Annotated in this window: 14 protein-coding genes; 5 read left to right on the plus strand and 9 right to left on the minus strand. The window is 40.2% G+C overall.

Annotation, left to right across the window (positions count from 1 at the left end):
- Positions 1-77 precede the first annotated feature (77 nt).
- A complete protein-coding gene (locus tag IE056_RS05790) occupies positions 78-683 on the minus strand; it encodes a GNAT family N-acetyltransferase (protein WP_189603733.1) in 606 nt (201 codons plus the stop codon).
- Between the two features lie 426 nt (positions 684-1,109).
- Here IE056_RS05790 and IE056_RS05795 point away from each other — a divergent pair, with 426 nt between their 5' ends.
- The 4 genes from IE056_RS05795 (at position 1,110) to IE056_RS05810 (ending at position 6,072) form a co-directional block, all read left to right on the plus strand.
- Complete coding sequence (locus IE056_RS05795; protein WP_189603734.1) at positions 1,110-2,984, plus strand: peptidase MATCAP family protein; 1,875 nt, start codon at positions 1,110-1,112, stop codon at positions 2,982-2,984.
- Positions 2,981-4,030, plus strand: coding sequence for a glutathione synthetase (locus IE056_RS05800; protein WP_189603735.1), 1,050 nt, complete (start codon positions 2,981-2,983; stop codon positions 4,028-4,030). The genes IE056_RS05795 and IE056_RS05800 overlap by 4 nt, the downstream gene beginning before the upstream one ends.
- Before the next feature lie 63 nt (positions 4,031-4,093).
- Positions 4,094-5,143 carry a glutathione synthetase gene (locus IE056_RS05805; protein WP_189603736.1) on the plus strand — a complete coding sequence of 350 codons (1,050 nt, stop codon included), beginning with the start codon at positions 4,094-4,096 and terminating at the stop codon, positions 5,141-5,143.
- 20 nt (positions 5,144-5,163) lie between these two features.
- A complete protein-coding gene (locus tag IE056_RS05810) occupies positions 5,164-6,072 on the plus strand; it encodes a M14 family metallopeptidase (RefSeq protein WP_189603737.1) in 909 nt (302 codons plus the stop codon).
- 199 nt (positions 6,073-6,271) lie between these two features.
- On the opposite strand, the gene IE056_RS05815 is transcribed toward IE056_RS05810, so the two are convergent.
- The 8 genes from IE056_RS05815 to IE056_RS05850 are packed head-to-tail and all read right to left on the minus strand — an operon-like array spanning position 6,272 to position 14,555.
- Positions 6,272-7,444, minus strand: a complete 1,173-nt coding sequence (locus IE056_RS05815) for a lactonase family protein (protein WP_229793667.1) — start codon at positions 7,442-7,444, stop codon at positions 6,272-6,274.
- Positions 7,445-7,499: 55 nt separating this feature from the next.
- Complete coding sequence (locus tag IE056_RS05820) at positions 7,500-8,366, minus strand: EamA family transporter (RefSeq protein WP_189603738.1); 867 nt, start codon at positions 8,364-8,366, stop codon at positions 7,500-7,502.
- A gap of 12 nt (positions 8,367-8,378) precedes the next feature.
- Complete coding sequence (locus tag IE056_RS05825) at positions 8,379-8,756, minus strand: sensory rhodopsin transducer (RefSeq protein WP_189603739.1); 378 nt, start codon at positions 8,754-8,756, stop codon at positions 8,379-8,381.
- Between the two features lie 2 nt (positions 8,757-8,758).
- Positions 8,759-9,913 (minus strand): D-arabinono-1,4-lactone oxidase, encoded by a 1,155-nt coding sequence (locus tag IE056_RS05830; protein WP_229793668.1) that lies wholly within the window; start codon positions 9,911-9,913, stop codon positions 8,759-8,761.
- A gap of 38 nt (positions 9,914-9,951) precedes the next feature.
- On the minus strand, positions 9,952-10,323 hold the full coding sequence (locus IE056_RS05835; protein WP_189603741.1) for a sensory rhodopsin transducer: 372 nt from the start codon (positions 10,321-10,323) through the stop codon (positions 9,952-9,954).
- A 26-nt stretch (positions 10,324-10,349) separates the two neighbouring features.
- Positions 10,350-11,951 carry an alpha-amylase family glycosyl hydrolase gene (locus IE056_RS05840; RefSeq protein ID WP_189603742.1) on the minus strand — a complete coding sequence of 534 codons (1,602 nt, stop codon included), beginning with the start codon at positions 11,949-11,951 and terminating at the stop codon, positions 10,350-10,352.
- Complete coding sequence (locus tag IE056_RS05845) at positions 11,948-13,573, minus strand: alpha-amylase family protein (protein WP_189603743.1); 1,626 nt, start codon at positions 13,571-13,573, stop codon at positions 11,948-11,950. Before IE056_RS05845 ends, IE056_RS05840 begins: the two co-directional genes overlap by 4 nt.
- 25 nt (positions 13,574-13,598) lie before the next feature.
- Entirely contained in the window at positions 13,599-14,555 is a 957-nt protein-coding gene (locus tag IE056_RS05850) for a TIGR03885 family FMN-dependent LLM class oxidoreductase (RefSeq protein WP_189603744.1), read from the minus strand.
- A gap of 205 nt (positions 14,556-14,760) precedes the next feature.
- Between IE056_RS05850 and IE056_RS05855 the strand changes: the two genes are divergently transcribed.
- Positions 14,761-15,228, plus strand: coding sequence for a hemerythrin domain-containing protein (locus IE056_RS05855; RefSeq protein WP_189603745.1), 468 nt, complete (start codon positions 14,761-14,763; stop codon positions 15,226-15,228).
- Positions 15,229-15,239 lie beyond the last annotated feature (11 nt).

Below are 15,239 nucleotides of genomic sequence, written 5' to 3' on the forward strand. Positions count from 1 at the left end.
AATTCGTTAAAGAAGCTATTTTTTAATGTACGAAAACTGAAGCCTAATCATACAACTATTGCTTGTATACCCTCGGTTTAAATTGCTGCTAATTTTTTGTTTGCAGTCGTAATAACAGATTTAAATTCTTCACTATTCCTCACCTCATCCAGTTTCTTAGGAGTTGGCGGCTCCAGTACCGGTTCGTTTAACTGCAGCTGAAACCATTGGGTGTCATGCCAATTACCATGTTTATATCCAACTTTTTTAAAGATCCCGATTTCTTCAAAACCTAACGCCCTATGGAATCGGGTACTCCTGTCATTGGGCAAACCAATTCCGGCATAGACATTACAATAACCCTGCAATCGCAGTAGTCTAAAAAGAGTATCGTACAAGATCCGGGCAACTCCTTTTCCATGAACTTCAGGAGATAAGTAAATAGTAGATTCGGGGGACCATTGATATGCTGTTCTATTCCTGTGCCTGCCAGCATATGCATACCCAATGATCTCCTTGTTTCTCAAACCCACCAGCCAGGGATAATCGACAGTATTAGTTTTAATACGTTGTAGATATTCCTCTATGGTCGGTACGTCATATTCGAAAGAAACAATCGTATTTTGCACATAAGGTTTGTAGATATCCAACACCTCATGAACATCCTGTTCAGTAACCAGCCTAAGAGAAAATTTATCACTCATTTTACCTAATGACGACTGAATTTATATTCAGTTAAAACATTTAAAAATCCAAATATTTCAGTTGATTTAGTCTCCTTTTTTATAATAAAAGGAAAGCATCTTAACCGGTTACTATTAATGTAAAATTTTATTTTTTACAGACCTTATACTGAAAAAACAGCTCCTCCTGCTAAATTATTTCTTTTCTATCAATCACGCGACCAAGGATTATATTTTTTATTTGCAAAAATTAATATTCTACCATTCGGTCCTACTCTCTCTGAGTTCTAAAATATCTATTAAAGTATTGCTAATATTCCCCTAAGGACAGCTGCTAAATTCCACGAAAAAATAATAATCTGTTACATTTACAGTAAAGCCTTCAGGCCATATATTCCATTTCCCCCAGAAGGAAATTTGCCTGAAATAAAAAATTCACAATACAATATGGAAGTTAGCACTACAGACGATTTATCACCTCTAAGCGACACCTCCATCACAAACATGATTGAAAATCTACAGGAGGAAGGCGTTTTAGAATGTCATCTGCCTGGTGGCGGTTATATTCATCTTAGCGAAGAATTGCCTTATCTGGTCATTTACAGGCAGGATGAAAAGAGCAACGATCAAATAACTGTAAAATTCGTTTTAAGTGAGGCCTCATTTTTAATCATCGGAAATAAAGATTTTGAAGGATACCAACGTCTTCTCTACAAACTTTCCGACGCGATGGCCACAAAATTCAAAACTTTTCTCATGCTCGAAATATTTGCGGGCGATGTTGGAAGCAGGCAATTTAAAATAAAAGGTCCTGCAGATAAATTACCTACTACACTGGATGTCTTTAAAAACGAACTGGATCATCTGGGCAGTAAATATGAAATGCTCCCCCTGGAACCGGCCAAAATTGAGAATACCAGTAAAAGACATCCTGCTGAAAATGTTCCTTTGTTGGAAATAGCCGAATTAAAAGGTTCGGGAAGTTTATTGCTGGGGCTGGAAATTCCCCCGGTCTACAGAAGCGAAGAAGGAGAAGAATATCCCGTTTTTTTCCGGAGCTTTAAGGATGATCTTATATTGGCTTTTCACAAAACGATCTATGAATTTATTAGAGTACAAACCTCGAGCGGAATTGGAAGTTACGCCGCTTTAGGTCAGAAATACCTTAAAGAAAAAGTTTTTGAGATCGACAAGAAATTGTCCAGGATAGAGCAGTCATATCAATTCTTATGGCTGGTTTCTCCTGCAAACATCCACGAAATCAAAAAGACGTTTTTTGAAAGCAATTATGAGAAATTACTGAATTACCATTACAGGTTACTTCCAATAGATCCAGATGTTTTGAAAAGGGAACTGTATAATCTAAAAATTGAAGATATTGACGATCCTGCGATTTCCTATTTATTCAGGGAAAAAAGAGAAGAACTGGATCAACAGATCACAATGCTAAGTCAACGCGGGACCCGGAATTTTTTCTATAACAGCATCCTGCTTTATAAAGGTGTTGACAGGTTATTATGTTCTGAAGCAGAGCAGCTTCTGAATGAGGTCCCGGAGACGACCAAAAGCAATTCTGAAGATCTCATAGATTCTCTTGAATTTAGTAGCCTCGCTCGAAAGGAATTTGAATTTTTCAGAAAACAAGATGAAAGCTTTTCCTCAAAAGTACACATCCGGAAAGATGTAAATATCCTGATGGTTTCCCAGGGAGAACTATATATTCCCGAAGATTATAAGATGAACAAAGCCGAATCTGCCGCTTTGATCCAGCATGAGGTTGGTACCCATGTCTTAACCTATCACAATGGTAAAAAACAACCATTGAGTCAGTTAAGTGTAGGACTTGCAGATTACGATTCTCTTCAGGAAGGCCTTGCAGTAATGGCAGAGTATCTGGTGGGAGGACTTACCGCAAACAGGCTGAGAACTCTGGCAGGAAGAGTACTCGCCGGAAAGGCCCTGGTAGACGGAGCAGATTTCAGGGAAATATTCAGGCTTTTAAAAATTGAATATGGATTTTCTTCAGAAAGAGCTTTTAATATCACTTCCCGAATCATGCAGGGTGGCGGATTTCTAAAAGATATTATCTACTTAAAAGGACTTGTAGAACTTCGCAAATATCTAAAGGACGGTGGCGAATATGAACCGCTGCTGGCCGGGAAATTCGGAGTGAAGCATAATGCTATTATAAAAGCTCTCACCGAGAGGCAAATATTAAAACCGGCTTCTTTGCGCCCAAGTTATTTACTAACCGAAAATGTAAAGGAAAAATTAGACTTAATCAGGGAAGGTTTACCGCTATCTAAAATGATCACCACATGAAAATATGTTTTGTAGTTAATAATGTTCATACAGAAGGCGCTGGGACTACAGTATACATCATGCATGAAGCTGTAAAAAGGAAACATGAAGTCTTCCTGATGGGCGTGGGGGATTTCTCCTTTACCCAAACCGATGCATTAAGCATTAACAGCACTTATCTCCTGGAAGGCCACCTAACAGATACTCCTGAGGAATATCTTGAATTGCTGCAGGGCGGAAAAGGAAAGAAGGAGAAGATCATTGCCAAAGACCTCGATGTACTGTTTATAAGAAATAATCCCACAGAAGAAGGTTCCGATCGCCAGTGGGCAGAACAGGCTGGAGTAGCTTTCGGAAGAATGGTACAACAGGAAGGCGTATTAGTGTTGAATGATGCCTATGCCCTCTCTCATGCATTCATAGATAAACTTTATTTCGAAGAATTACCACAACACATTAAACCGGCATCTCTTATCACCAGGGATAAAGATGAAATTCTGGCGTTTTTCAAAAAGCACAAAAAGAATATGATCTTAAAACCTCTTGAAGGATCGGGTGGCCGCGGGGTATATCTTATTGATAAAAACGAGAAAAACCTGAACCAGATCATTGAAAATCTCTCTGCCCAGGGATATATAATTGCTCAGGAATATCTCCCTGCTGCAAAAAAAGGAGACGTAAGAGTTTTACTTCTGAATGGGCAGATCATGGAAAAAGAGGGGAAATACGGAGTTATAAAGAGAGTGGCCGGGAAAGGAGAATTCCGAAGTAATATTTCCCAGGGTGCCAAACCAGAAGAAAGCCCGTTAACCGAGGCCATGAAAGATATCGTGGAGATCATTGCACCAAAATTAATAAGAGACGGATTATTCTTTGTTGGACTTGATGTAGTAAAAGACAAGTTGATCGAAATCAATGTTCTTAGTCCGGGAGGATTGGATGGGCTGTATAAAATAGGACTTCCAAATTTTTCAGATCTGGTCATCAACTCCATCGAAAAAAAGCTGGAATATAAAAAGTATTATAAATCTAAAATTTCAAACCGCGAACTGGCCGCAATGGTCTAGTTCATATGAATTCAGTAAATAAATTAGAAATCGGGAAAAAACCCACACAAACAAAAAGAGTATATGAAAATATGTTTTGTAATTAACAGTGTAGAAACAGAAACCTGTGGAACAACAGTGTATCTCATGAATGAAGCCAGGAAGCGAAAGCATGATGTATATGCCATGGGAGTAGGTGATTTTTTCTTCGCACAGGGAAAACCTCTCAGTATCAACAGTACCTACGTTTCGAAAAATGCAGAGGTGGGAAGTCCTGAAGAATACCTGGAGATCCTTCAAAGTGACAAGGCAAAAAAGAAAAGGATTATAGCGACCGATCTTGATGTGCTGTTCATTAGAAACAATCCTACAGAAGAAGGTTCTTCCCGGCAGTGGGCAGAACAATCGGGAGTTGCTTTTGGCCGTATGATGCAACAGGAAGGCGTTCTGGTATTGAATGATGCATATGCCCTGTCTAATGCATTTATCGATAAACTGTATTTCGAGGAACTCCCAGAAAGTATAAAGCCCAACTCGATCATTACCCGGGAAAAGGAAGAAGTACTTAAGTTTTTTGAAGACCACAAGAAAAAGATGGTCCTTAAACCTCTTGAAGGATCCGGGGGACGGGATGTGTATCTTATTGACAAAAATGAAAAAAACCTGAACCAGATCATTGAGAACCTTTCTGCCCAGGGATATATTATTGCTCAAGAGTATCTTCCGGCAGCCAAAGATGGTGATGTAAGAGTATTGTTGATGAATGGAAGGGTTATGGAAAAAGACGGAAAATACGGTATTATTAGACGTCTTACCGGGGAAGGAGAATTCCGGAGCAATTTTGCCCAAGGAGGAACCGGTGATACCAGTCCGCTGACAGATGATATGAAAAAGATCATTGAAATAACTGCACCTAAACTCATCAGGGACGGACTGTTCTTTGTGGGACTCGATATCGTCAAAAATAAATTGATTGAAATCAATGTTCTAAGTCCCGGCGGAATGGACCATTTTAAAGATATAGGTCTGCCAGATTTTTCTGATACCGTAATTGAGGCCATAGAACGTAAGGTAGAATATAAAAAGCTATACAAAGGAAAAATTGCCAACCACGTCCTTGCGACAATGGTGTAATTAAAGGAAAAAATTTTAGGATGAACGAAAATAAACAGAACACCCGAATAATCGGGAAATATGAAGGCGACAAAGAGGGTCCTTTGCTCCTGGTAACCGCCGGAGTACATGGAAATGAACCCAGCGGAGTGAAGGCTCTGGAATCTGTTTTTGCAGAACTGAAAAAGACCCAACCTTCTCTCAAAGGGACTTTACTCGGATTAAGAGGAAACGATAAGGCACTGGGAAAAGGAAAAAGGTTTATTGATGAGGATCTTAACCGCACCTGGACCGAAAAAAACCTTCAGACTAATACTCCTGCTTCTCATGAACAGAAAGAGATGCAGGAGATCATTGAGATTTTAAAAGATTATTCTGAAGAAAAATATCCCGAACGCTATTTTATAGATTGCCATACAACCTCTTCAGATAGCCTTCCTTACATTTCGGTACAGGAAGTGGGTAAAAATGATGCTTTTGCACATCGATTTCCAGGATATATTGTACGTGGGTTTAGTGACATTGTAGACGGTTCCATAGATAAATATTTTAGTAAGCAGGGAATCACAGGCTTTACTTTCGAAGCAGGCCAACATACCGCTAAAACCAGCGAAGAGAATCACAGGGCAATTATTTTGCTCGCCCTTAATGAAGCCTGCGGACTTGACCTGAAAAATATTTCGGACCATCCTGAATTCAAAGAAACCTATGAAAATAAATTTGAGCAGGGACAAAAAACCTTCAAGATCATCTACCGTCACGGAATTGAAGATGAAACAGAATTCAAGATGAAACCCGGATTCGAAAATTTCGAAAAAATCACTAAAGGTCAGGTGCTGGCTGTACAGGATGGGAAAGAAATTAAGAGCGAATGGGATGCTCGCATTTTTATGCCACTCTATCAGTCTCAGGGCAATGACGGTTTTTTTGTAATCGAAGAAGCTGAATAATCCTATAACTAGTTTATCAATGAGGCGGACTAAAAAGCATTAAAAATCGTCATTCTGATTTAATTTCAGAATCTCATTAATCTAATACAGAATTTATTAGAACCTGAAACAAGTTCAGGTTGACGTGAGAATTGCTCTTTAGACTGCCTTATTTTTTTCAACAGTGATTAAAAATCACAACTAAAAATCCTCTACTGTTTTATTGAATAAATTCAAGAGAAACCGGCGTCATCACCTCAAGTGGCTCCCCTACTGGCTGTAATTTACCTGAATTCTGATCAATCTTAAATACTACTACAGAATTAGAATCCTGATTGGCTGCGTATAAATGTTTACCATCGGGAGAAACTGCAAAACTTCTTGGCGTTTTTCCTCTTGTAGGGAAATTTTCCAATGCGGTAAGCTCGCCAGAATTTTCTTCAACGGAAAAAGAAGCTATGCTGTTATGACCTCTATTTGAAACGTACAGGAATTTTCCCGAAGGATGTAAATGAATATCTGCTGCTGAATTTTTATCTGAAAATCCCTCCGGCAGGGAAGAAATATTCTGAATGATTTCCAGTCCGCCTTCGCCATCTACTTTGAAAATGCTAATACTGCTGTTGAGTTCGTTGATGGAATACGCAAAACTTCCATTTTCAGAAATTGTAAAATGCCTTGGCCCTGCCCCTTCTTCCAGCGCAACTGAAGTTGGTGATGCAGGAGTCAATTTTCCTTCTTCAGCATCAAAATCAAAGATCCAGATCTTATCATTTCCGAGATCAGCAACGTATGCATACTCATTGTCTGCAGAAATAGTAACGGAATGTGCATGGGATTCTTCCGGATTTTCCAAGTCAATCCGTTGCTGTTTTGTGAGGGTACCGTCGGCATCTACTTGGTACATCATCACTACCCCGCCCATGTAATTGGAAACAAAAACATATTTGCCAGATTGATCCAGTGCTAGATGCGCAGGAGCAAAACTTTCGGTGGAAAGCTTTGAAAGTTGTTCCAGACTATCATTTTCTGTGATTTTAAAAGAATAAATAAAACCAGATTCCGCATCCTTTTCTCCTAATTCACTCACTGCGAAAAGGAATTTCCCGTCTTCAGAAGCTCTTACAAAAGAAGGGTTTACAACTTCAGCAACAGTTTTACCTTTTGTGAGGCTGCCATCTTCAGGATTTCTTTTTAAGGTGTATATGCCATCGGCCTGCCCGTCTACATGTCCTTCTTTTTTAGTGTAAGTACCTACAACAATTGTTTCCATAGCATCATTTTTTAAATTGATGGTTTCTGCCTGTACTTCCGTTTTTTCTTTTTTCTCGCCACAGGCAGCGGTTGATATTACTAGAGCAAGCATAAGGCTTTTCAGAAAGACTGTTTTCATATAAATTTATTTCAGCTAAAAGTAAGATTTTATTTTTATCACGTCAATGACTAAATCAGGAAATGGCAATTATTCCTAGTCCCAGCATAATAATGATGATGCCTGTCAGCCTATTTCTGAAATTCTTTCGTTCATTCATGTAAAAAAAAGCAAACAGGATAATAAACACTGAACTTGCTCTTTTGATAGATATCACGTAAGCCACAAGAATAAACTGAATGGCAAACATCTGGGTTAATACACTGGCTGACCTGAAAAAACCAACCAATAGCAGCGGCCATTTCCTGTTTTTGATCTGCAAAAGGGGCCTTTTCGATTTCCAGATAATAATAGGGACAAGATAAATCAGAATTACAAAATCCTTTGCGAAGGCCCAGTAAATCGGTGAGGTTTCCTCTACTCCAATTTTATCAATATTCGCCGTTATACTCCATATAAAGGCTACGAGGAGCATGTATCTTGGCCCCTGATTCTTCACCAGGGAAGCGAAAGGGGCAAAAAAGTTTTTATTATTTTCCTCAATATTCGATATATAAGTCCCTGCTACTATTAAAACTATCCCTCCCACTCCCAGCAAACTTGGGAATTCCCCGATCATTAATGGGGAAGTGATTAGCATAAAAAGAGGGGTAAGTGTGACTAAGGGAACTGTCACTGAAAGCTCTGAGCGTTTTATGGCTTTGAAATATAGCAGGATAACCATTAACTGTAGTAGAGAACTTGCTAGCAAAGCCCATAAGAATCTTGGGCTCATGTGTTCAATCCCAAAATAAAAAACGAGGGGGATCAACAGCCCACTTTGCACCAGGTGCATTGAAAATGCAGCGGTATACTCATCAATATGATGCAGGTTATATTTACTGGTAATATCTTTTAAAGCCTCGGAAATTGCAGTTCCAAAAGCCAGTAAAAATCCGATCATAAACTAAATTTTTTAAAGATCTGCCGGAAAAGCCATTCCGCCCATTTCTGCATTTGCATTTTGTCCCGTATTCATCCTGCTAAACTGGATGACAACGGGGACACTTGTTTTAATAAAACAGCTGTAATTGCGCTCCAGCCGTATAGCTTCCGGATCAATTAAATCGTTAAACCGTATTTTTCGAAGTCGCTTTGCTTCCACTGCGACCTCATAGGTTCCTATAGGACTTTGATCTTCGTAGAAGATCAACAGTTCCACCAAAGCATCTTCTCCGGAAGTGTTTAATATCGCAATTTTATCATGGCTGTTCATTTCGGGCTCTTTTCCGGTGGTTCGGAATGGAATCCTTCCTGCAGCAAATGCCCAGTCTATTTTTCCATATGCTTTCATTGTTAAGATATTAATAGTTCTTTCATATAAGGGGTGAGAAAAACATTCTGCGGATCGAATTTTTTCCGGTACTCCTGAAATTTCTCCCATTCCGGGTAAAGCTCCTTAAGGTCATTTGCTTTTAAAGTATGTTTTTTGCCCCAGTGTGGTCTTCCTCCATATTTCCTGAAAATTGGTTCAATATTCCTGAAATAATCCCAAAAAGGTAAGCCGGCATTGTGATGCAGGGAAATCGTTACCGATTCCTTTTTGTACATGCTGCTAATGAAAGCGTCATCCGATCTTATTGTACGATATAGGACTCTCCATGCAACTTCCTTCCGGAATTCATTTTTTACTAGTTCCCTCACCTCTTCAAAACAAGCAGGACCATTTTCTGCAGGAAGGGAATATTCCATCTCATCAAACTTTAAATGTCTTGAACGTGGTAATATTAAATGACTATGGCCTTTTTTTTCGAACTCCAGTTTCCCTGCAGAAATCTCCGGCATGCCCTCACCTACCTCATTTATCAATCTGATTTTGGCAATATCACTGCGTGGATACCAGTAGAAATCAAAATTCCGGTTGTTATCCTGTAGATTTTCCAGGTTCTCCAGGCAAAAATCCAGTGGGACGCACCATTCTTTTCTGTGCAGCTGGAAAGTTGGCTGCAATTGCAATCGCATCTTCAGGAAAATTCCACAGGTGCCCATTGCCACCCGTAGCGCCCGGAACAATTCGGGATCTTCTTCAATAATAGTATCAACAATTTCACCTTCCCCGGTGACCATTCGTACTCCCACGAGCATGGAAGATAAGTTCCGAAGCTTTTTTCCGGTGCCGTGAGTGCCGGTTCCAATGGCTCCGGCTACCGTTTGTACATCCACATCACCCGTATTGTGCATGGCCAATCCATACCTGTGCAGGTCTTTTCCTGCTTCCTTAACTGTCATTCCTGCCAGTATCGTAGCTTTGGATTTTTCAAGATCAGGATTTTCGACTCCTTTAAAATGTTTCAGGGACAGTAAAATATCATTGGTTTTCACTAAAGGAGAAGAGGAGTGCCCTGCACCAACCACCCGTACTTTTCTTCCCTCCTGTTTTGCCTGCCGTACACATTGTACAATTTCTTCTTCAGATTCCGGAGTAAAGATCTCACTCGGTGTAAACGTCATGCTCCCACTCCAGTTTTCCCAGTTTCTCTCCTGCATATTTATTCCGAATAAGCTATGGTCGATAAAAGCGCATTTTCTGCCTGTCTGGAATCCAAACGGGTGTGTTGCACCACCACCGGTACATCGCTTTCTATTACACAGGCATAGTCTGTATCTTTAGGTACTGGTTCAGGATCTTTTAGTTCATTAAACCTTAAATGTTTGGTTCGCTGTGCCTCTACCGTGGCTTTATATGGACCTACAGGATCTTTATTTGTATAAAAAATGGTAATTTCTATCTGTGCTTTCTGGTTGGAAGTGTTCAGAATACAAGCCGTTTCATGGCTTTCAAATTCCGGTTTGGGACCATTCCCGTAAGATGGAATAAATCCTTCCGCTATGACCCAGGCTTTTTTTCCAAATGTCTTCATGTTCTTTCTTTTTTGGTTTCTGTTACTTATTTAAGTTCTGCAATGAGCCCCTGATTTGGTTTTATGGAAAATTTTCCACTTATTTCCCTGTTTTCTATTTCCGGATAATTGGAGATTTTTACCAGAGCGCGGTATCCGGAAATATCAGGATCCATAGTTTCTTCAGAATTTCCGAGGTTCAATACCACCAAAAATTCCTTATCCGAATATTTTCTTATGTAAGAAAGCAGATTTCCTGCACTGCTAACGGGTACGTATTCCCCGACATGCAATGCCGGTTCTGAATTTCTTAACCGGATCAATCTCTTCTGAAAATTCAGCATACTTTTCGGATTTTCTTCCTGATTTTTCACATTTACCTCCTTGAAATTGTCCATAAGGGGCAACCAGGGTTCGCCGTTGGTAAATCCTGCATTTTCTAAATCATTCCACTGCATTGGAGTACGCTCCGGATCACGGTTAAGACCTTTCCCGGGAATGTTTTTCTCCTGCGGATCCTGTACTTTATCATGGGGAATAAAAACGTTTTCCATGCCAATTTCATCTCCATAGTACATGGTTGGCGTTCCCCTTAATGTTAAGAGCAGCATTACAGCATTTTTTGCCTGTTCCCGCCCTACTCTGCTGGCAACCCTGGCGTTATCATGGTTTCCAAGTACCCAGTTGGGCCAACCATTGGCAGGCAATACACCTTCATATTTATTGATAGCTGCTTCTATCTCCCGCGCTTTCCACGGTAATAAAACCAGCTGAAAATTAAAAGGCAGGTGTGTGCCTTCATTATTCTCTCCATAGTATTTCACCAGTCGTTCCACCGGCAGATAGATCTCTCCAATCATCACCCTTTCATCGTAATCATCCATCACCTTTCGCATCTTATTTACGATCTCGTGCACCTCGGGCTGATCTGTAGTATATGCCTGCAGATGTTTATCATAAGGAGACATGTTTTCGGTGTAATCCGGATTGGGAGGATTGTCCCTGAACTGGTCATCCTTGATCATGTGCCACATCACATCAACCCTGAATCCATCAACACCTTTATCCAGCCAAAACCTCATATTATTCAGCATTGCTTCCTGAACTTCAGGGTTTCTCCAGTTCAAATCGGGTTGTTCTTTTAGAAAAGCGTGATAATAATACTGACCTGTCTTTTCATCAAATTCCCATCCGCTTCCGCCAAAAACACTTAGCCAGTTATTGGGTTCACTCCCATCTGGTTTGGGATCTTTCCAGATGTACCAATCGCGTTTTGGATTGTCTTTAGATTTTCGGGATTCCAGAAACCAGGGGTGTTCGCTGGAGGAATGATTAGGCACGAAATCCAGGATTAATTTCATGTCCCTTTGATGGATCTCTTCAAGTAGCCGGACAAAATCCTCCATCGTTCCAAACATGGGATGTATTTCTGTATAATCACTCACATCATACCCAAAATCGGCCATGGGAGAGGGATAAATTGGGGAGATCCAGATCACCTTTACACCCAACTCTTTAATATAATCAAGTTTCTCCATGATCCCAGGTAAATCCCCTATTCCGTCGCCATCGTTATCTTTATAGGATCGCGGATATATTTGATAAACAATATCTTTTTGCCACCATAAATGCGTATCTAAGTTACTCATAAAAATTTCTTTCTTTTGTGCATCCACCTGTATCCATAAGCAGATATTTTTATTTCTTTTTTCTTAGGATCAAAATCATCATACCGTTCATTTCCAAACACATCAATCACATCTTCGGAATCTTCCAGATCTAATTTTATCGTCAGCTCTTCGCCCGAAAAGTTATGTATTGCTATCCCAAGCCCTTTTTCAGATTTAAGGCAATGAGCCAGTACTTTTGAATTTCCTGTATCTAATATTTTATAATTCCCCCACCCAAACTCCTGAAATTCTTTTCGGAAATCAATTACTTTTCCTACCCAGTTTAAAAAGGAATCGGGATCGCGGTGTTGATCATTTACATTGACATTCTGGTACCCGAATTCGCCTTCAGAAATTACATTTCTTATCAGATCTTCCTTTGAAGCATCCGAAAATCCGGCGTTTTTTGCGTTGGCCCACTGCATAACTGTTCTAACGCTACTTCGGCCTTCCATAGAAAGGTCTTCCCCCATTCCTATTTCCTGGCCATAGCGCAGTACCGGAGTGCCAGGTAAAGTGAATAACAGACTAAAAGCGAGTTCTAATTTTCTCCGGTCATTTCCTAACATTGGGGCAAGCCGTCGTCTTATGCCACGGCCAAAAATGCGCATGTTCTCATCGGGGGCGAAGGCTTTGAATACTTCTTCCTTCTCACTCTCCGTTAATTTCGCCAGGTTAAGTTCATCATGATTTCGAAGAAAAATTGCCATTTGTTCCTTTTCAGAAGTCTGGTCCATTTCTTTTAAAGCTTCAGCAATAGGAGTTGCCTCTTCGCGTGCAAAAGACAGGAACATGTAATTATTTATATAAAAATTAAACAGCATGTGCATTTGGTCTTCATCTCCAAAGAAATTGGTGTATTTTTCCGGCTCCAGGTCTACTTCAGCCAAAAGAATGGCATCTCTTTTCTTTGTTTCCACAAATTCTCTGAAATTCCTGAACACCTCATGCGGATCCCCTTCAAAATCATGGTTTGCTTTTTCAGTAAACATATGGGGAGCGGCATCTATTCTAAATCCTGAAACGCCCAGTTTTAACCAGAAATGCATGATCCTGAAGATCTCATCCTGTACGTTTGGATTTGAAATATTAAGATCGGGTTGATGAGAAAAAAAAGTGTGAAAGTAATATGCACCCGCTTCTTCATCATATTCCCAGCTGGAATTGTCCTCTTCAGACATAACGTTTCCTTCCTCTTCTTCGGGCTTCTCGTCCGTCCATATATAATAATCCCTATATTTAGAATTCCGGTCTTTTCTGGCTTTTTGAAACCATTCATGCTCCCGCGACGTATGATTTACCGCCAAATCCATCAGCACTCTGATTCCTGCTTCTTCTGCTGCATCTATCAATTGTGCAAAATGCCCCAGGTCACCCAACCGGGCATCTATCTTATAATAATCCCGCACATCGTAACCGTTATCCTTATTGGGGGTATCAAAAAAAGGCAATAACCAGAGGCAGTTGACCCCGAGGCTGGATAAATAGGTAAGGCCGTTGATGAGGCCTTTGAAATCCCCAATTCCGTCGGAATTGGAATCCTTGAATGTTTCTACATCCAGGCAATAAATGATAGCATTCTTATACCAGTATTTGTTCATTTCTTTCTTTGTTAGTGGATACTAATCAGGATTCAAACGCAGGCAACACTTCTTTTCCGAAGAAATCAACAAATTCCTCCTGCTGTTCGTTGACATTATGGATGATGATCTTTTCAAACCCCATTTTCTTGTATGCTTTTATTTTATCTATAAATACAGATGCTTTATTACTTACGAGGACGTGCTTTTTCAAATCTTCTTTCCGCACTTTCTCTCCTATATCGTCAAACTGTTCGGGTGTAATAAATTCTGAAGTTACTTTACTGGGAAAGATGTTGTTCCTCCATTGTTCCCAGGCTCCTTCCAGCGCCTTTTCGTCGGAAGAATCATAGGAGATCTGCACTTTTAGCGCCAGTGGTTTATTGGATCCATTTTTCCGGAAGGCATCCACCATTATCTGTAATTCATCCAACGGTTTGGAAATAGTGATCATTCCATCTGCCCAGCCCGAAAGCCATTCAGCAGTTTTGGGAGTGAGTGCTGCTCCATAAATGGTGGGAATTACCTGAGGCGGAGTGAAGAGCTTGGCGTTTTCTAACTGAACGATGCCTTTATGTGTGACATATTCTCCTTTCCAAAGTTCCTTTATCACTTCAACCGATTCCCTGAGCCGTGCATTCCTCACCTCCTTGGCAGGCCATTTATCGCCGGTGATGTTTTCATTGAGAGCCTGCCCGCTCCCCGAACACAACCAGAACCTACCGGGAAACATTTCATCCAGTGTGGCTACTGCCTGGGCGATAATAGCAGGGTGATACCGCTGTCCCGGTGCATTGACTATTCCAAAAGGCAGTTTTGTAACCTGCATGGCGGCTCCCAGCCAGCTCCAGGCAAATCCACTTTCTCCCTGATTATTGCTCCAGGGGTGAAAATGATCTGATGATAATACAGCCTTAAATCCGGCTTTTTCGGCTTGTTGTACCAATTTTAATAATCGGCTTGGTTTAAATTGCTCGTGCGAAGCATGAAATCCTATTTCCATAGAGAATTAGCTGATTGGATTAGAGTTGTTTCTTGATATTCTAATTTAAGAAATAGAAGATACTCCGTGAAGTATATGGCTAATAATCAATCTTAAGAAAAAGATAAAGTTTTCCTGTAGCAGGTTAAAAGGTTTTAATTATTTGCTTCAATCAACATTCCTGCATAGCTTAACCACCTATAATATTTAACTGAAAACTGAAACAATGAGTACACCTCTTAAAAGACATGAAGGATTAAAACCCCTTAGCCGGGACCACCATCAGGGCCTTTTGCTGTGCTGGAAGATAAGGGAAGGATTAAAAAAAGAGGTTTCTCCCGAAAGGATCAAGGCCTATGCTTCTTTCTTTTATAAAACCCAACTAATTCCTCATTTTGCTTTCGAGGAAAAAGAAATATTTCCATTACTGGAAGAACAAAATCCTTTACGAAAACAGGCAATAAACGAACATCAACGCCTGGTGGCTTTATTTACGGAAGACTATGATCCTGAAAAAGCAGTCACCGAGATCGCTACGGCTCTCGAGGATCATATTCGTTTTGAGGAACGGGTACTTTTTCAGGAGATTCAGCATCAAACGGAAGAGAAAATACTTTCAGAAATTGGTGAAAAAGAAAACGAACTGAAAACTCCCGACCCTGATGCCTGGGAAGACCAGTTCTGGCAAAAATAGGTTTATTGTAA

This window comes from Salinimicrobium marinum (assembly GCF_014651535.1).
Taxonomy (GTDB): Bacteria; Bacteroidota; Bacteroidia; order Flavobacteriales; family Flavobacteriaceae; genus Salinimicrobium; species Salinimicrobium marinum.